This window comes from Rhizobium sp. Rhizsp82, assembly GCF_047325115.1.
Taxonomy (GTDB): Bacteria; Pseudomonadota; Alphaproteobacteria; order Rhizobiales; family Rhizobiaceae; genus Rhizobium.
Genome location: NZ_CP168570.1, coordinates 2428657 through 2444429, shown reverse-complemented (window position 1 = coordinate 2444429; position 15773 = coordinate 2428657). Strand labels below are relative to the sequence as shown.

The window sequence follows — 15773 nt, the reverse complement described above, 5'->3', positions numbered from 1 at the left end:
CACGCCGCGGGGGTGCAACGATACAGGTTTTGTGAGGCCCACATATGGGAGCAAAATCGCCCGGTGTGAAGCACCCCGGGCGACATATCATAAGATTATTATTCTGCCGCTGCGGCAGAAAGAAGCGTGATGGAACCGCCGGCCTTTTCGATCTTCTCGACGGCAGACTTGGAAGCGCCTGCAACTTCGAGCTTGATCTTGGCCTTCAGTTCGCCGCCGGAGAGGACGCGAACGCCATCCTTGGTGCGGCGGATAACGCCAGCAGCCTTCAGGGCAGCTGCGTCGACGGTCTGCTTGGCATCGAGCTTGCCGGCATCGACGGCAGCCTGGATACGCTCAAGCGACACGACAACGAAGTCGGCCTTGAAGATGTTGTTGAAGCCGCGCTTCGGCAGACGACGGTAGATTGGCATCTGACCGCCTTCGAAGCCATTGATGGCAACGCCGGAACGGGACTTCTGACCCTTGACACCACGGCCGCCGGTCTTGCCGGAGCCCGAGCCGATGCCGCGTCCGAGACGCTTGCGGCTGTGCGTAGAGCCTTCGTTGTCCTTGATTTCGTTCAGTTTCATGATCGTATCCTCTGGCTTACTTCTCGTCGACGATGCGAACGAGATGCTGCACAGCACGGATCATGCCACGAACGGAAGGGGTATCTTCCAGCGTGCGGCGGCGGTGCATCTTGTTGAGGCCCAGACCGATCAGCGTGCGCTGCTGAACGTCAGGACGGCGGATGGGGCTGCCGATCTGCTCGACGGTGATCGTCTTTGCTTCGGTCTTCTTGGTAGCCTTGGCCATAGGTCAGACTCCTCTTATTCTTCAGAGGCGTTGCCGGAGGCGGCACGGCGAGCCTGGAGCGTAGCATACTTGATGCCGCGCTGAGCTGCGATGTCCTTCGGGTGAACCTGATGCTTCAGAGCGTCGAAGGTTGCACGAACCATGTTATACGGGTTCGAGGAACCGGTCGACTTGGCGACAACGTCGTGAACGCCGAGCGTTTCGAAAACGGCGCGCATCGGACCACCGGCGATGATACCGGTACCGACCTTAGCCGAACGCAGCAGAACCTTGCCGGCGCCGTGGCGGCCGTGAACGTCGTGATGCAGGGTACGGCCTTCGCGCAGCGGCACGAAGATCAGCTCGCGCTTGGCAGCTTCGGTTGCCTTGCGGATAGCTTCCGGCACTTCGCGTGCCTTGCCATGACCGAAGCCAACGCGGCCCTTCTGGTCACCAACAACGACCAGAGCGGCGAAACCGAAACGGCGGCCACCCTTAACAACCTTAGCAACGCGGTTGATCGCGACCAGCTTGTCGACGAATTCGCTATCGCGCTCTTCACGGGCCTGGCGGTCTTCCCGCTGCGGCCTTCTTTCCTGTGCCATTGTCCTCTTCCTTTTTCTTTTCCGGGTGCAATCGGCAAACAAAATGAGGACCGCCCCGGCCTCCCCTTCGGAGACGCCTGCGGTCCGGTGAGATCCGGCCGGAGCTTTTGAGGCTTCCGGCCGGAAACTTTATTAGAAGGACAGACCGCCTTCGCGGGCTGCGTCTGCCAGGGCCTTGATGCGGCCGTGGTAGATGAAGGCGCCACGGTCGAATACGACCTCCTTGACGCCTGCCTTCGTTGCGCGCTCTGCAACAAGCTTGCCTACGAGGGCAGCTGCTGCGGTGTCAGCACCGGTCTTCAGAGAACCGCGCAGATCCTTATCGAGAGTCGAGGCAGCCGCGAGGGTCTTGCCGGCAACATCGTCGATGACCTGAACATAGATGTTCTTCGAGGAGCGATGAACCGACAGGCGCGGACGGCCATTGGCCACCGACTTGAGATGACGGCGCACGCGGTTGGCACGACGTGCAAGTGCTTCTTTCCTGCTAGCCATTTCGCGTGATCCTTACTTCTTCTTGCCTTCTTTGCGGACAATCCGCTCTTCGGCATACTTAACGCCCTTGCCCTTGTAAGGCTCAGGACCGCGATATTCGCGGATTTCAGCGGCAACCTGGCCGACCTGCTGCTTGTTGATGCCGGTGACGACGATTTCCGTCGGCTTCGGCACAGCGATCGTGATGCCCTGCGGCGGCTCGTAAACTACGTCGTGGCTGAAACCGAGAGCCAGCTGCAGGTTCTTGCCCTGAAGCGATGCGCGGTAACCGACGCCGTTGATTTCGAGCTTGCGCTCGAAGCCGTCCTTAACACCCTTGAAGATGTTCTCGATCATCGTGCGGGACATGCCCCACTTCGAACGAGCATCCTTGGACTGGTTGATCGGAGCAACCGATACCGCGTTGTCCTTGAACTCGAGCTTGATTTCGTCGTTGGCGACGAAGAAGAGCTCGCCCTTCGGACCCTTTGCGGTGACCTTCTGGCCGTCAACCGATGCCGTCACACCTGCTGGAACCGGGACGGCTTTTTTACCGATACGAGACATGTTTCAATCCTGTCTGTTCGTTATGGAGTTCCCCTGCTCTGATCTTAGAAGACCGAGCAGAGAACCTCGCCGCCTACGTTCTGTTCGCGAGCCTGGTGATCGGCCATCACGCCCTTCGGGGTCGAAAGGATGGTGATGCCGAGGCCGTTCGCGACCTGCGGAATGGACTTGACCGAGACATAAACCCGGCGGCCCGGCTTGGACACACGGCCGATCTCACGGATCACCGATGCGCCTTCATAGTACTTGAGTTCGATGCTGAGCTCCGACTTGCCATTGCCGAAATCGACAACGGAATAGCCACGGATGTAGCCTTCGGACTGCAGAACATCGAGAACACGTGCACGGAGCTTCGAAGCAGGCGTCGAGACCGACGACTTGCGGCGGGAAGCGCCGTTACGGATACGGGTGAGCATATCGCCCAACGGATCAGTCATTGTCATCTAACCTGCTCCTTACCAGCTGGACTTGACGATGCCCGGCACCTTGCCGAGATTGCCGAGTTCACGCAGCGCGATACGCGACATGCGCAGTTTGCGGTAGTATGCGCGCGGACGGCCCGATACTTCGCAACGGTTGCGAATGCGGGTCTTCGATCCATCGCGCGGCAGGGATGCCAACTTGATCGAGGCCTTGAACCGCTCTTCGATCGGAAGAGACTGGTTCATGATGATCGCCTTCAGAGCTGCGCGCTTGGCAGCCTGATTTGCGACCGTATTACGGCGGCGCTTGTTCTTTTCAACTGCGCTGGTCTTCGCCATGTCAGGTTCCTTTTCTACGCTCGTCGTTACGGTTACTGACGGAACGGGAAGCTGAACTCTGTGAGCAGAGCGCGTGCTTCGTCGTCCTTCGTTGCCGTCGTGCAAACGATGATGTCCATGCCCCACATCTGATCAACCTTATCGTAGTTGATCTCAGGGAACACAATGTGCTCCTTGATGCCCATGGCGAAGTTGCCACGGCCGTCAAAGCTCTTCGGGTTCAGGCCGCGGAAGTCGCGAACGCGCGGGAGCGCGATGTTCACGAGACGGTCCAGGAACTCGTACATGCGGGCGCCGCGGAGGGTAACCTTCGCGCCGATCGGCATCTGTTCGCGGACCTTGAAGCCAGCGATAGAGTTGCGTGCACGGGTGATAACCGGCTTCTGACCAGCGATAGCGGCCAGGTCAGCTGCAGCAACAGTCGGCTTCTTCGAATCAGCCGTTGCTTCGCCAACACCCATGTTGATGACGATCTTGTCGATCTTCGGGATCATCATTTCGTTGGCGTAGGAGAACTTCTCCTGCATCGCATTGCGAATGCGCTCAACGTATTCCTTCTTGAGCCGCGGCTCGTACTTTGCCTGAGCCATTAGATCACCTCACCGGAACGCTTGGCCACACGGACCTTCTTGCCGTCAACGACCTTGAAGCCAACGCGGGTCGGCTTGCCGTCCTTGTCGACGATTGCAACGTTGGACAGGTGAACCGAGGCTTCCTTGTTGATGATGCCGGCTTCCTGGGTCTGCGTCTGGCGCTGATGGCGCTTTACGACGTTGACGCCACGGACAACCGCGCGATCTTCCTTCGGCAGAACCTGGAGGACTTCGCCGGTACGGCCCTTGTCCTTGCCCGTGAGCATGACGACCTTGTCGCCTTTACGAATCTTCTGCATCGGTCTCGCTCCTTACAGTACTTCGGGAGCCAGCGAGATGATCTTCATGTGGTTCTTGGCGCGAAGTTCGCGCGGAACCGGTCCGAAGATACGGGTGCCGATCGGCTCTTTCTTGTTGTCGATGAGAACTGCTGCGTTCGTGTCGAAGCGAATGACGGAGCCATCCGCACGGCGGATGTCCTTGGCGGTGCGAACAACAACCGCCTTCATAACGTCACCCTTCTTCACGCGGCCGCGCGGGATCGCTTCCTTGATCGAAACGACGATGACGTCGCCGATCGAGGCATACTTGCGCTTCGAGCCGCCCAGCACCTTGATGCACATGACACGACGCGCGCCGGAATTATCCGCGACGTCGAGGTTTGTTTGCATCTGAATCATATCAGGTCGCCTTTTTGGTTTACCGGACTGGTTGGGCTTTCGCCCCCTACCCCGGCTTATGAAAATTTGTCAGCCGACCGAGCCCGCAAAACGGGCACAGAAACGGCAATAGCTTGAATAGCGCGGGAAAAATCGTGCCAAGGTGGTTTCCCGGTGGGACCTTCCGTGCGCTCAAAGCAAAAGAACGCCCGGCTTTCGAGCGTTCTGACGCTGCTTCATACAGATATTTCCGCGAGACGCAAGGCCTCGCGAGAAATTCTTACTTGCCCTGGGCGGCGATAACCGTCCAGCGCTTGTCCTTGGAGATCGGAGCGCATTCCTCGATGGAAACGGTGTCGCCGATCTTGTACTGGTTGTTTTCGTCGTGGGCCTTGTACTTCTTGGAACGACGAACGGTCTTCTGAAGCAGCGGGTGAGCGAAACGGCGCTCGACGCGGACTACTACAGTCTTCTCGTTCTTGTCGCCAACGACGACGCCCTGCAGAATGCGCTTCGGCATGTTATTCTTCCTTTACGCCTTTGCTTCTGCCGCCTTCTGGCGGGCAATGGTTTTCACGCGGGCGATGTCCTTGCGGACTTCGTTGATGCGCGAGGACTTCTCGAGCTGGCCGGTTGCCTTCTGGAAGCGCAGGTTGAACTGCTCCTTCTTGAGGTCGGCGAGCTTGTCCTTGAGCTGATCGGCCGTGAGGCCGCGGACTTCTTCGGCTTTCATCTGCCTCTCCTTACTCTGCAATGCGCTGTACGAAGCGCGTCTTGACCGAGAGCTTGGCAGAGCCGAGACGAAGCGCCTCACGGGCGATTTCTTCGCTGACGCCGTCGATCTCGAACATCATACGGCCGGGCTTGACCTTGCATGCCCAGTATTCAACGGAGCCCTTACCCTTACCCATACGGACTTCGGTCGGCTTCGCGGTTACCGGAACATCCGGGAACACGCGGATCCATACACGGCCGGCGCGCTTCATGTAACGCGTGATCGCGCGGCGTGCCGCTTCGATCTCGCGTGCATTCACGCGGTTCGGCTCCTGAGCCTTAAGGCCGAATTCACCGAAGGCGAGGTCGGAACCACCCTTGGCGACGCCCTTGATGCGGCCCTTGAATTGCTTGCGGTACTTGGTACGCTTTGGCTGCAACATTTTCTTATTCTCCGAACTTCTTTGCCACCAACGCTATCAAGCGTTGTCGCGGCGACGATCGCGGTCGCGGCTTGCCGGACCCTGAGCGTCACCCTCGAGTGCGCGGCGCTCGGAGGCCATCGGATCATGCTCAAGGATTTCGCCCTTGAAGATCCAAACCTTGATGCCGCAGATGCCGAAAGCGGTTTCCGCTTCAGCTGTGCCGTAGTCGATGTCAGCGCGCAGCGTGTGCAGCGGAACGCGACCTTCGCGGTACCATTCGGTACGAGCGATTTCAGCACCGCCGAGACGGCCTGCGCAGGTGATCTTGATGCCTTCGGCGCCAAGACGCATTGCAGACTGAACAGCGCGCTTCATGGCGCGGCGGAAAGCCACGCGACGCTCGAGCTGCTGGGCGATCGACTGAGCAACGAGCGTTGCGTCGACTTCCGGCTTGCGCACTTCAACGATGTTGAGGTGCGTTTCGGAGTTCGTCATATCCGACAGCTTCTTGCGGAGCTTGTCGATGTCTGCACCCTTCTTGCCGATGATCAGACCCGGGCGAGCCGAGTGGATCGTGACGCGGCACTTCTTGTGCGGACGCTCGATGACGACCTTGGCGATACCAGCCTGCTTCAGTTCGCTCATGACGAACTTGCGCATCTTCAGGTCTTCGTGCAGCAGCTGACCGTATTCGGCATTGTCCGCAAACCAGCGGCTATCCCAGGTACGGTTGATGCCAAGACGGAAACCGATTGGATTGATTTTCTGACCCATTATGCGGCCTCCTCTTGTGCCTGCACTTCGCGGACCACGATCGTGAGGTGCGCGAACGGCTTCTCGATGCGAGATGCACGGCCGCGGCCACGAGCGTGGAAACGCTTCATGACGATCGACTTGCCGACGTAGGCTTCTGCTACGACAAGCGTGTCAACGTCGAGATCGTGGTTGTTCTCAGCGTTGGCGATCGCAGATTCGAGCGTCTTCTTGACGGCGCCTGCGATGCGCTTGCGGGAGAACTCCAGCTCAGCGAGTGCACGGTCGACCTTCTTGCCGCGGATAGCCGCAGCAACCAGGTTGAGCTTCTGTGGGCTGACGCGGAGCGTGCGGGCGACTGCTTGCGCCTCGTTGTCCTTCAGCCGGCGTTCGGCTTTTGCCTTGCCCATTGTTACTTCCTCTTTGCCTTCTTGTCCGCGCCGTGACCGTAGTAGGTCCGCGTCGGAGAGAATTCACCGAACTTGTGACCGACCATGTCTTCGTTGACGCTGACCGGTACATGCTTGCTGCCGTTGTAGACGCCGAAGGTGAGACCGACGAACTGCGGCAGGATCGTGGAGCGGCGGCTCCAGATCTTGATTACTTCTGCACGTCCGCCTTCACGAACCTTCTCAGCCTTCTTGAGAAGATAGCCGTCAACGAACGGACCTTTCCATACTGAACGAGCCATTGGAGACTTCCTCTCTTACTTCTTACGCTGATGACGCGAGCGCATGATGAACTTGTCGGTCGACTTGTTCGACCGGGTGCGCTTGCCCTTGGTCGGCTTGCCCCACGGGGTAACCGGATGACGGCCACCAGAGGTGCGGCCTTCACCACCACCGTGCGGGTGGTCGACCGGGTTCATGACAACACCGCGGTTATGCGGACGCTTGCCGCGCCAAACCGTACGACCGGCCTTGCCGTCGTTGATGTTGGCGTGATCCGGGTTGGAAACGGCACCGATCGTCGCCAGGCACGAGCCGTGGACGAGGCGCTGTTCGCCAGAGTTCAGGCGAAGGATCGCCATGCCGGCATCGCGGCCGACGAGCTGTGCGTAACCGCCGGCCGAACGAGCGATCTGACCGCCCTTGCCCGGCTTCATTTCCACGTTGTGGATGATGGAGCCGACCGGGATGTACTGCAGCGGCATGGTGTTGCCGGGCTTTACGTCGACAGCCTTTTCAGAAGCGATGACCTTGTCGCCGGCAGCGAGGCGCTGCGGAGCGAGGATGTAGGCCTGTTCGCCGTCCGTGTAGCTGACGAGCGCGATGAATGCAGTACGGTTCGGGTCGTATTCGATACGCTGAACGGTGCCTTCGACGTCGAACTTGCGACGCTTGAAGTCAACGATACGGTACGTACGCTTGTGACCGCCGCCGATGAAGCGGGCAGTGATACGGCCGAGGTTGTTACGACCGCCGCTCTTGGTCAGACCTTCCGTCAGCGCCTTGACCGGCTTGCCCTTCCAGAGGCCAGAACGGTCGACGATGACCAGCTGACGCTGGCTCGGGGTCGTAGGATTGAATGTTTTCAATGCCATTGTTTTATTCCTCAGAGACCGGTGGAGACGTCGATCGTCTGGCCTTCAGCCAGCGTTACGACAGCCTTCTTCACGTCCTGCTGCTTGCCGGCAAAACCGCGGAAACGCTTGGTCTTGCCCTTGCGGAGCAGCGTGTTGACGGCCGTGACCTTGACGCCGAAGAGCGCCTCGACTGCAGCCTTGATTTCCGGCTTCGACGCCGTCTTGGCGACATTGAAAACAACCTGGTTGTTTTCCGATACCAGAGTGGACTTTTCGGTGATCGCCGGCGAGACGATCACATCGTAGTGGCGAAGATCGGTCACTTGAAACGCTCCTCTAGAGCTTCAACGGCAGCCTTGGAAAGCACGAGCTTGCCGCGGCGCACGATGTCATAAACGTTGATGCCCTGGATCGGGAGAACATCGATGTTCGGGATGTTCTGGGCAGCGAGCTTGAAGTTGCCGTCGAGCTCAGCACCACCGATGAAGAGCGCGTTGGTCAGGCCGAGCGTCTCAAAGGTAGCGGCCAGAGCCTTGGTCTTGGCTTCAGCAGCAACGAGGTTGTCGATGATGATGACATCATCCGACTTCAGCTTTGCCGAGAGAGCGAGACGCAGGCCGAGAGCGCGAACCTTCTTGGGAAGGTCGTGTTCGTGGCTGCGAGCAACCGGGCCGTGAGCCTTACCACCGCCGCGGAACTGCGGAGCGCGAGCCGAATGGTGACGAGCGCGGCCCGTACCCTTCTGCTTGTACATCTTGGCGCCGGTGCGCGAAACGTCCGCGCGGCCCTTTGCCTGGTGCGTGCCCTGCTGCTTCTTGGCAAGCTGCCAGCGGATGACGCGGGCAAGAATGTCTTCGCGGGGCTCGAGACCGAAGATCGCGTCAGAGAGAGAAACCTTCCCTGCGTCTTTTCCCTCGAGGGTCTTGACGTTGAATTCCATTGGTCTGGCTCCCTTACTTCGCGGCCGACTTGACGGCGTCGCGCACGATGATCCAGGCACCCTTGGAACCGGGTACTGCACCCTTGATCAGGATCAGACCACGATCTTCGTCGGTCGAAACCACTTCAAGGTTCTGAGTCGTTACGCGCGTCTGGCCCATGTGACCAGCCATCTTCTTGTTCTTGAAAACCTTGCCCGGATCCTGGCGCGAGCCCGTCGAACCGTGCGAGCGGTGCGAAACCGACACACCGTGCGTGGCGCGGAGACCGCCGAAGCCGTGGCGCTTCATGGCGCCGGCAAAGCCCTTACCAATGGTCGTGCCCGTCACGTCGACGAGCTGACCTGCTGCGAAGTGACCAGCCTTGAGCTCGGTACCGATCTCCAGCAGGTTGTCTTCCGAAACGCGGAATTCCTGGAGCTTGGCCTTCGGCTCGACGTTAGCGACAGCAAAGTTGCCGCGCATCGCCTTGGACGTGTTCTTAACCTTCGCCTGGCCAGCACCGAGCTGAACTGCGGTATAGCCATTCTTTTCTACAGTGCGCGTTGCGACGACCTGGCAGCCGTCCATACGCAGTACCGTTACCGGAACATGTTCGCCAGCGTCGTTGTAGACGCGGGTCATGCCCACCTTCTGTGCAATCACACCTGAACGCATCGGTTCAATCCTTCCAAATCCGCTCGAGCCAGGCTCAGAGCTTGATCTCAACATCGACACCGGCGGCGAGATCGAGCTTCATCAGCGCGTCTACCGTCTGCGGGGTCGGATCTACGATGTCGAGGAGGCGCTTATGCGTGCGCATCTCGAACTGCTCGCGGCTCTTCTTGTCGATGTGTGGGGACCGGTTAACCGTAAACTTCTCGATGCGAGTCGGAAGCGGAACGGGGCCCCGGACGCTTGCGCCGGTGCGCTTCGCCGTCGACACAATCTCGCGCGTGGAAGCATCGAGAATTCGGTGATCGAACGCCTTCAGGCGAATGCGGATATTTTGGCCGTTCATTCGACATTATCCTTGTGTTCTGTTTTTCGCGCGCCTTTCTCAAGACGCGTTTTTTGTTTTCGCTAAGGCGGACCACCGGTTTCAAAGATCGAGAAGGACACCGCGGAACGGCATCCCTATCCACTCTTCGGGCCTTTTCAGCCCACCTTATTGTTAGTTTTATTCGCCGCTTCGAAAACCGAAGCAGCACGCAAACAGCGCTCGCGCGCCATGTGCAACATTTCTGTGTAATAAGCAAGCGGCTAGAGCCGCTCACATCATAATAATGTCATCGAATCGGCCGCCCCTCTTGGAGGCGGCCGTTTCTCTGATTACTCGACGATCGAGGCAACGATGCCGGCGCCGACGGTACGGCCGCCTTCGCGGATAGCGAAGCGCAGCTTTTCTTCCATCGCGATCGGAACGATCAGCTCGACGTCAACCGTGACGTTGTCGCCCGGCATAACCATTTCCGTGCCTTCCGGCAGCGTGACGATGCCCGTCACGTCCGTCGTGCGGAAGTAGAACTGCGGACGGTAGTTGGTGAAGAACGGCGTATGACGGCCGCCTTCTTCCTTCGTCAGGATGTAGGCTTCTGCCTTGAACTTCTTGTGCGGCTTGACCGAACCCGGCTTGCACAGGATCTGACCACGCTCGACGCCGTCACGGTTAACACCGCGAACCAGAGCGCCGATGTTGTCGCCGGCCTGGCCCTGATCGAGCAGCTTGCGGAACATTTCAACGCCGGTGACCGTCGTCTTCGAGGTGGCGCGAATGCCGACGATTTCGACTTCTTCGCCAACCTTGACGATACCACGCTCGACGCGGCCCGTAACAACCGTACCACGGCCCGAGATCGAGAACACGTCTTCGATCGGCATCAGGAACGGCTGGTCAACCGGACGCTCAGGCGTCGGGATGTAGGCGTCGACCTGAGCCATCAGCTCGCGGATCGCGTCTTCGCCGATCTTCTTGTCGGAATCTTCGAGAGCGGCCAGAGCCGAACCCTTGACGACGGGGATGTCGTCGCCCGGGAAGTCGTAGGACGACAGCAGCTCGCGAACTTCGAGCTCGACGAGTTCGAGAAGCTCGGCGTCGTCAACCTGGTCGACCTTGTTGAGGAACACGACGATAGCCGGAACGCCAACCTGGCGAGCGAGCAGGATGTGCTCGCGGGTCTGCGGCATCGGGCCGTCAGCAGCGGAGCAAACCAGGATCGCGCCGTCCATCTGTGCGGCACCGGTGATCATGTTCTTGACGTAGTCGGCGTGGCCGGGGCAGTCGACGTGCGCGTAGTGGCGGTTCGGGGTCTCATACTCGACGTGCGCCGTCGAGATGGTGATGCCGCGTGCCTTTTCTTCCGGAGCAGCGTCGATCTGGTCGTACGCCTTGAACTCGCCGAAGTACTTCGTGATCGCTGCCGTCAGAGACGTCTTGCCGTGGTCAACGTGGCCGATCGTGCCGATGTTTACGTGCGGCTTGTTGCGCTCAAACTTACTCTTTGCCATTTTCGGCTCTCCATTTTGCTAGGCCCCGAAGGGCGCTAATTCTTGTTATCGGTCAATTGGTATTCCGGTCACTTCTGACCGGAATACTTTGCCTGGATTTCAGTTGCGACGTTCGACGGGACCGGCGCGTAGTGATCGAAGGTCATCGTGTACTGAGCACGGCCCTGCGACATGGAGCGCAGGTTATCGACGTACTTGAACATGTTCGCCAGCGGAACGTTGGCGCTGATGACGATCGCAATACCGCGCTGTTCCTGGCCCTGAATCTGGCCACGGCGGGAGTTCAGGTCACCGATGACGTCGCCGACGTAATCTTCCGGCGTTACGACTTCGACCTTCATCATCGGCTCGAGGAGCTGAGCGCCGGCCTTCTTGGCTGCTTCACGGAAGCAGGCACGCGAAGCGATTTCGAACGCCAGGACCGACGAGTCAACGTCGTGGAAGGCACCGTCAACGAGCGTCGCCTTGACGCCGAGCATCGGGAAGCCAGCCAGCGGACCGGAGGACAGAACGCTTTCGATACCCTTCTGAACGCCCGGGATGTATTCCTTCGGAACAGCACCGCCGACGATCTTGGATTCGAACTTGAAGTCGTCGCCTTCCGGGTTCGGTTCGAAGATGATCTTGACGCGTGCAAACTGACCGGTACCACCGGACTGCTTCTTGTGCGTGTAGTCTTCTTCGTGCTGACGCGTGATCGTTTCACGGTAAGCAACCTGCGGAGCACCGACGTTGGCTTCAACCTTGAACTCGCGACGCATACGGTCGACGAGAATGTCGAGGTGAAGTTCGCCCATGCCGGCGATGATCGTCTGGCCGGATTCCTGGTCGGTCTTGACGCGGAAGGACGGGTCTTCAGCAGCGAGGCGATTGAGCGCGAGGCCCATCTTTTCCTGGTCGCCCTTGGACTTCGGCTCGATCGCGATCTGGATGACCGGCTCCGGGAATTCCATGCGCTCGAGGATAACCGGCTTCAGCGGATCGCAGAGCGTATCGCCAGTGGTGGTTTCCTTGAGGCCGGCGAGAGCAACGATGTCGCCTGCAAAGGCTTCTTCGATGTCTTCACGCGAGTTGGAGTGCATCTGCAGCATACGGCCGACACGCTCGCGCTTGTCCTTGACCGTGTTGATGACGGATACGCCCTTTTCGAGCTTGCCCGAGTAGATACGAGCGAAGGTCAGCGAACCGACGAAGGGGTCGTTCATGATCTTGAACGCCAGCATCGCGAGCGGCTCGGCGTCATCAGCGTGACGCTCGATTTCGGCTTCGGTCTTGAAGTCGATGCCCTTGATGGCCGGAATGTCGAGCGGCGACGGCAGGTAGTCGACGACGGCGTCGAGCAGCGGCTGAACGCCCTTGTTCTTGAAGGCGGTGCCGCAGAACATCGGGTGGAACTTGACGTCGATCGTGCCGCGGCGAACCAGGGCGCGGATCTTGTCGTTGTCCGGCATGTCGCCGTTCAGGTAAGCTTCCATCGCTTCTTCGTCGATCTCGACAACGGTCTCGATCAGCTTTTCGCGATATTCTTCAGCCTTGGCCTTCAGGTCATCCGGGATTTCGACGACGTCCCACTGGGCGCCGAGCGATTCATCGCGCCAGACGAGAGCGTTCATTTCGATCAGGTCGACGACGCCCTTGAAGTCGCTTTCTGCGCCGATCGGCAGCTGCATGACGACAGCCGTTGCGCCGAGACGGGTCTTGATCATCTCGACAGAGCGGTAGAAGTCCGCACCGGTCTTGTCCATCTTGTTGCAGAAGATCATGCGCGGAACATTGTACTTCTCAGCCTGACGCCAGACGGTTTCCGTCTGCGGCTCAACGCCGGCGTTGGCATCGAGAAGAGCAATAGCACCGTCGAGAACGCGCAGCGAACGCTCGACTTCGATGGTGAAGTCGACGTGGCCGGGGGTGTCGATGATGTTGAAGCGGCGCATCTTGCCGTCACGGCCCTTCCAGAAGGTCGTGGTGGCAGCAGAGGTGATCGTGATGCCACGCTCCTGCTCCTGCTCCATCCAGTCCATGGTGGCTGCGCCGTCGTGCACTTCGCCGATCTTGTGCGACTTGCCGGTGTAGTAAAGGATACGCTCGGTCGTCGTCGTCTTGCCGGCGTCGATGTGCGCCATGATACCGAAATTACGGTAGTCTTCGATTTTATATTCGCGAGCCATAATGGACTGCCTTTCGATACCGTTCGGGATTACCAGCGATAATGCGAGAACGCACGGTTGGCGTCAGCCATCTTGTGCGTGTCTTCGCGCTTCTTGACCGCGGAACCACGGTTGTTGGATGCGTCGAGAAGCTCGCCCGACAGACGATCGATCATGGTCGTTTCGTTGCGCTTGCGTGCAGCGGTAATCAGCCAGCGAATAGCAAGGGCCTGGCGGCGCTCAGGGCGGACATCAACCGGAACCTGATAGGTCGCACCACCGACGCGGCGCGAACGGACTTCGACGTGCGGGGCAATGTTGTCGAGAGCGGCGTGGAAAACGACCAGCGGCTCCTGCTTGGACTTGCCCTGTACGGAGTCAAATGCGCCGTAAACGATGCTTTCAGCAACGGACTTCTTACCATCGAGCATGATGGCATTCATGAACTTCGTGACAACCAGATCGCCGAACTTGGGATCCGGGTTGATTTCACGCTTTTCTGCTCTGTGACGTCTGGACATACTTCTCGTCTCTTAATTGTTAGGGCGCTCAACCACGCGGAGAACCTCGCGCAGCGCCGGGGATTTCAAAACCGAAATTACTTCGGACGCTTCGCACCGTACTTCGAACGGCGCTGCTTGCGGTTCTTGACACCCTGGGTATCGAGAACGCCGCGGATGATGTGGTAACGAACGCCCGGCAAGTCCTTGACGCGGCCGCCACGGATCATGACGACAGAGTGTTCCTGCAGGTTGTGACCTTCGCCCGGGATATAGCCGATGACTTCGAAGCCATTGGTCAGGCGGATCTTGGCGACCTTACGGAGAGCCGAGTTCGGCTTCTTCGGGGTCGTGGTGTAGACGCGGGTGCAGACGCCGCGCTTCTGCGGGTTTTCCTGCAGAGCAGGAACCTTATTGCGCTTTACGTTCGCCTGACGCGGCTTGCGGATAAGCTGGTTTACGGTAGGCATTCAACCATCCCTTACGTTAATCTGTACCCTTTCGGGCGTAAATCGCGCCGTCTCCGGCAAGATCACACGCTAGTCTCAATGCGCAAAACGTGGCCCGATCCGCTTTCGCAGATGGACCACCGAGGGCAGAGGACGCAAAAGACATGCGTCATGCGTGCAGGCATCATATCTTCAACGTGCGTTTCGAACCTTGTTTGAGGAGAACTCCAGGGCAAGGCGCCCCAGAAAGCCATGCCTCACATGGGTTCCGATGGCGCGGGTACTACTGGTTTCCCTCACCTACGTCAAGGCCGCGCCGGAAATAATCTTTAACGGAATGCCTTGAAATGCCGGGCTATCGCCCTCTTTGCAGGGGTTCCAGCGGAATTTTGAAGCACCCGGCCAAGTTCAACTTGGGGCCGACATGAAAAGCCGCTAAGGAATCGGCGATTGCAAGCGAAATCCGCTGAGAGCGGATTCGTATTTTCGAATCGTCACATACCCGAAGGACATGAGCATGATCGCGAGCCCAGACAATGACAACAATTCCGAAGGCCCGATGATCTTCATCATCATCGGCAAGGGCTACGAGACGGATGGCAGCGAAGGCGTCGACCTGCACGTCATGCTGAAGGCCGCCGACGACGACAGCGCGGTGCGCGAGGCGCTCAACGCGCTCGCCGAAGAAGGCTTCATCGAAGCCGACCTCGACCAGATCGGCATGCTGACCGAAGTGCCGGAAGAAGAACCGCACGCCTCGGCCTATCAGGGCGCCCTCGAGGGCGAAGTCTCGATCATCCGCTTCAGCTGACAAGCGGCGACCTAATCGCCGCCCGGAAACAGCACCGCTTCATAATTCATCGCGCCGCTGACTATGTGCAGGATGTGAACGGTGCCCTCACCCGCCGTATAGAATATATTGTAGCGGCCATACACAGCGCGGCGAATGCCGGACGCCTCGTGTCTCGGCACCAGAGCATAGGCAAGCGGATGATCGGCGATCCGCTTGCAGTGCCATTCGATCTCCTCGACGAAAGACAGGGCGCGGCGCGGATTATCCTTGGCGATGTAGTCGCCTATAGCGAACAGGTCCCGGCGGGCTTCTTCCGCAAAGACCAGTTTCATTCGCCATCCGCCATGCGCTTGTAGCGCTCCTTCATCTCGGCAAAGACATCCTCTGCGGCATGGACGCGGCCCGCTTCGATATCCGCCCTGCCCCGTGCCAGCGCTGCATCCATGAGAGCGAGCTGCTTCTCGCGCTCCTCGACCAGGCGCACGCCCTCGCGCAATACCTCGCTCTTCGAGTTGTAGCGGCCGCTTTCGACGAGCCGCTTTACCACCGCTTCCAGATTTCCAAGTTCAACGCTTTGAGCCATAGCAGCCTCCGATAACTATTATC

At 59.1% G+C, this 15773-nt stretch carries 28 protein-coding genes; 1 reads left to right on the top strand and 27 read right to left on the bottom strand.

The window, feature by feature from the left end; all coding sequences use genetic code 11:
• Positions 1 to 98: 98 nt before the first annotated feature.
• The 25 genes from rplO to rpsL all read right to left on the bottom strand — a co-directional run bounded on the left by rplO (position 99) and on the right by rpsL (position 14395).
• Positions 99 to 572, bottom strand: a complete 474-nt coding sequence (gene rplO / locus ACEN84_RS17020) for a 50S ribosomal protein L15 (RefSeq protein ID WP_112711481.1) — start codon at positions 570 to 572, stop codon at positions 99 to 101.
• Positions 573 to 588: 16 nt separating this feature from the next.
• Positions 589 to 798, bottom strand: coding sequence for a 50S ribosomal protein L30 (gene rpmD / locus ACEN84_RS17015; protein ID WP_112711480.1), 210 nt, complete (start codon positions 796 to 798; stop codon positions 589 to 591).
• 14 nt (positions 799 to 812) lie between these two features.
• Positions 813 to 1382 carry a 30S ribosomal protein S5 gene (rpsE, locus tag ACEN84_RS17010; protein ID WP_112711479.1) on the bottom strand — a complete coding sequence of 190 codons (570 nt, stop codon included), beginning with the start codon at positions 1380 to 1382 and terminating at the stop codon, positions 813 to 815.
• A gap of 132 nt (positions 1383 to 1514) precedes the next feature.
• Complete coding sequence (gene rplR, locus ACEN84_RS17005) at positions 1515 to 1877, bottom strand: 50S ribosomal protein L18 (protein ID WP_112711478.1); 363 nt, start codon at positions 1875 to 1877, stop codon at positions 1515 to 1517.
• 12 nt (positions 1878 to 1889) lie between these two features.
• The gene (gene rplF / locus ACEN84_RS17000) at positions 1890 to 2423 is read right to left on the bottom strand and encodes a 50S ribosomal protein L6 (RefSeq protein WP_112711477.1); all 534 of its coding nucleotides are present in this window, start codon (positions 2421 to 2423) and stop codon (positions 1890 to 1892) included.
• A gap of 44 nt (positions 2424 to 2467) precedes the next feature.
• Entirely contained in the window at positions 2468 to 2866 is a 399-nt protein-coding gene (rpsH, locus tag ACEN84_RS16995; RefSeq protein ID WP_003547562.1) for a 30S ribosomal protein S8, read from the bottom strand.
• Positions 2867 to 2878: 12 nt separating this feature from the next.
• The gene (rpsN, locus tag ACEN84_RS16990) at positions 2879 to 3184 is read right to left on the bottom strand and encodes a 30S ribosomal protein S14 (protein ID WP_112711476.1); all 306 of its coding nucleotides are present in this window, start codon (positions 3182 to 3184) and stop codon (positions 2879 to 2881) included.
• Between the two features lie 32 nt (positions 3185 to 3216).
• Positions 3217 to 3774, bottom strand: a complete 558-nt coding sequence (gene rplE, locus ACEN84_RS16985; RefSeq protein WP_112711475.1) for a 50S ribosomal protein L5 — start codon at positions 3772 to 3774, stop codon at positions 3217 to 3219.
• Positions 3774 to 4076, bottom strand: coding sequence for a 50S ribosomal protein L24 (gene rplX, locus ACEN84_RS16980; RefSeq protein ID WP_112711474.1), 303 nt, complete (start codon positions 4074 to 4076; stop codon positions 3774 to 3776). Before rplX ends, rplE begins: the two co-directional genes overlap by 1 nt.
• 12 nt (positions 4077 to 4088) lie before the next feature.
• Positions 4089 to 4457: a 50S ribosomal protein L14 gene (gene rplN / locus ACEN84_RS16975; protein WP_003547558.1), complete on the bottom strand. Its 369-nt coding sequence runs from the start codon at positions 4455 to 4457 to the stop codon at positions 4089 to 4091.
• A gap of 259 nt (positions 4458 to 4716) precedes the next feature.
• Complete coding sequence (rpsQ, locus tag ACEN84_RS16970) at positions 4717 to 4956, bottom strand: 30S ribosomal protein S17 (RefSeq protein ID WP_004674926.1); 240 nt, start codon at positions 4954 to 4956, stop codon at positions 4717 to 4719.
• Positions 4957 to 4968: 12 nt separating this feature from the next.
• A complete protein-coding gene (gene rpmC / locus ACEN84_RS16965) occupies positions 4969 to 5169 on the bottom strand; it encodes a 50S ribosomal protein L29 (protein ID WP_007531673.1) in 201 nt (66 codons plus the stop codon).
• 10 nt (positions 5170 to 5179) lie between these two features.
• Positions 5180 to 5593, bottom strand: a complete 414-nt coding sequence (rplP, locus tag ACEN84_RS16960; protein ID WP_003573792.1) for a 50S ribosomal protein L16 — start codon at positions 5591 to 5593, stop codon at positions 5180 to 5182.
• A 36-nt stretch (positions 5594 to 5629) separates the two neighbouring features.
• On the bottom strand, positions 5630 to 6349 hold the full coding sequence (rpsC, locus tag ACEN84_RS16955; RefSeq protein ID WP_018857109.1) for a 30S ribosomal protein S3: 720 nt from the start codon (positions 6347 to 6349) through the stop codon (positions 5630 to 5632).
• A complete protein-coding gene (gene rplV, locus ACEN84_RS16950) occupies positions 6349 to 6738 on the bottom strand; it encodes a 50S ribosomal protein L22 (protein WP_007531667.1) in 390 nt (129 codons plus the stop codon). The genes rpsC and rplV overlap by 1 nt, the downstream gene beginning before the upstream one ends.
• A gap of 2 nt (positions 6739 to 6740) precedes the next feature.
• Positions 6741 to 7019: a 30S ribosomal protein S19 gene (gene rpsS / locus ACEN84_RS16945; RefSeq protein ID WP_007531666.1), complete on the bottom strand. Its 279-nt coding sequence runs from the start codon at positions 7017 to 7019 to the stop codon at positions 6741 to 6743.
• Between the two features lie 15 nt (positions 7020 to 7034).
• Positions 7035 to 7871 carry a 50S ribosomal protein L2 gene (gene rplB, locus ACEN84_RS16940; RefSeq protein WP_112711473.1) on the bottom strand — a complete coding sequence of 279 codons (837 nt, stop codon included), beginning with the start codon at positions 7869 to 7871 and terminating at the stop codon, positions 7035 to 7037.
• Positions 7872 to 7882: 11 nt separating this feature from the next.
• On the bottom strand, positions 7883 to 8176 hold the full coding sequence (locus tag ACEN84_RS16935) for a 50S ribosomal protein L23 (protein WP_112711472.1): 294 nt from the start codon (positions 8174 to 8176) through the stop codon (positions 7883 to 7885).
• The gene (rplD, locus tag ACEN84_RS16930; RefSeq protein WP_112711471.1) at positions 8173 to 8793 is read right to left on the bottom strand and encodes a 50S ribosomal protein L4; all 621 of its coding nucleotides are present in this window, start codon (positions 8791 to 8793) and stop codon (positions 8173 to 8175) included. The genes ACEN84_RS16935 and rplD overlap by 4 nt, the downstream gene beginning before the upstream one ends.
• Before the next feature lie 13 nt (positions 8794 to 8806).
• The gene (gene rplC, locus ACEN84_RS16925) at positions 8807 to 9448 is read right to left on the bottom strand and encodes a 50S ribosomal protein L3 (protein ID WP_008521348.1); all 642 of its coding nucleotides are present in this window, start codon (positions 9446 to 9448) and stop codon (positions 8807 to 8809) included.
• Between the two features lie 34 nt (positions 9449 to 9482).
• Entirely contained in the window at positions 9483 to 9791 is a 309-nt protein-coding gene (gene rpsJ / locus ACEN84_RS16920; RefSeq protein WP_003547547.1) for a 30S ribosomal protein S10, read from the bottom strand.
• A 311-nt stretch (positions 9792 to 10102) separates the two neighbouring features.
• Entirely contained in the window at positions 10103 to 11278 is a 1176-nt protein-coding gene (gene tuf, locus ACEN84_RS16915) for an elongation factor Tu (RefSeq protein WP_130282487.1), read from the bottom strand.
• A gap of 68 nt (positions 11279 to 11346) precedes the next feature.
• Positions 11347 to 13446 (bottom strand): elongation factor G, encoded by a 2100-nt coding sequence (gene fusA, locus ACEN84_RS16910; protein ID WP_112716894.1) that lies wholly within the window; start codon positions 13444 to 13446, stop codon positions 11347 to 11349.
• 29 nt (positions 13447 to 13475) lie between these two features.
• Positions 13476 to 13946 (bottom strand): 30S ribosomal protein S7, encoded by a 471-nt coding sequence (gene rpsG, locus ACEN84_RS16905; protein ID WP_112716896.1) that lies wholly within the window; start codon positions 13944 to 13946, stop codon positions 13476 to 13478.
• A gap of 77 nt (positions 13947 to 14023) precedes the next feature.
• A complete protein-coding gene (gene rpsL, locus ACEN84_RS16900) occupies positions 14024 to 14395 on the bottom strand; it encodes a 30S ribosomal protein S12 (RefSeq protein WP_003547537.1) in 372 nt (123 codons plus the stop codon).
• Positions 14396 to 14891: 496 nt separating this feature from the next.
• Here rpsL and ACEN84_RS16895 point away from each other — a divergent pair, with 496 nt between their 5' ends.
• Positions 14892 to 15185 carry a transcriptional regulator gene (locus tag ACEN84_RS16895; protein ID WP_112716928.1) on the top strand — a complete coding sequence of 98 codons (294 nt, stop codon included), beginning with the start codon at positions 14892 to 14894 and terminating at the stop codon, positions 15183 to 15185.
• A gap of 11 nt (positions 15186 to 15196) precedes the next feature.
• On the opposite strand, the gene ACEN84_RS16890 is transcribed toward ACEN84_RS16895, so the two are convergent.
• Both ACEN84_RS16890 and ACEN84_RS16885 read right to left on the bottom strand, forming a co-directional pair.
• Complete coding sequence (locus ACEN84_RS16890; RefSeq protein ID WP_413709326.1) at positions 15197 to 15499, bottom strand: type II toxin-antitoxin system RelE/ParE family toxin; 303 nt, start codon at positions 15497 to 15499, stop codon at positions 15197 to 15199.
• Complete coding sequence (locus tag ACEN84_RS16885; RefSeq protein ID WP_199630022.1) at positions 15496 to 15750, bottom strand: type II toxin-antitoxin system ParD family antitoxin; 255 nt, start codon at positions 15748 to 15750, stop codon at positions 15496 to 15498. Before ACEN84_RS16885 ends, ACEN84_RS16890 begins: the two co-directional genes overlap by 4 nt.
• Positions 15751 to 15773 lie beyond the last annotated feature (23 nt).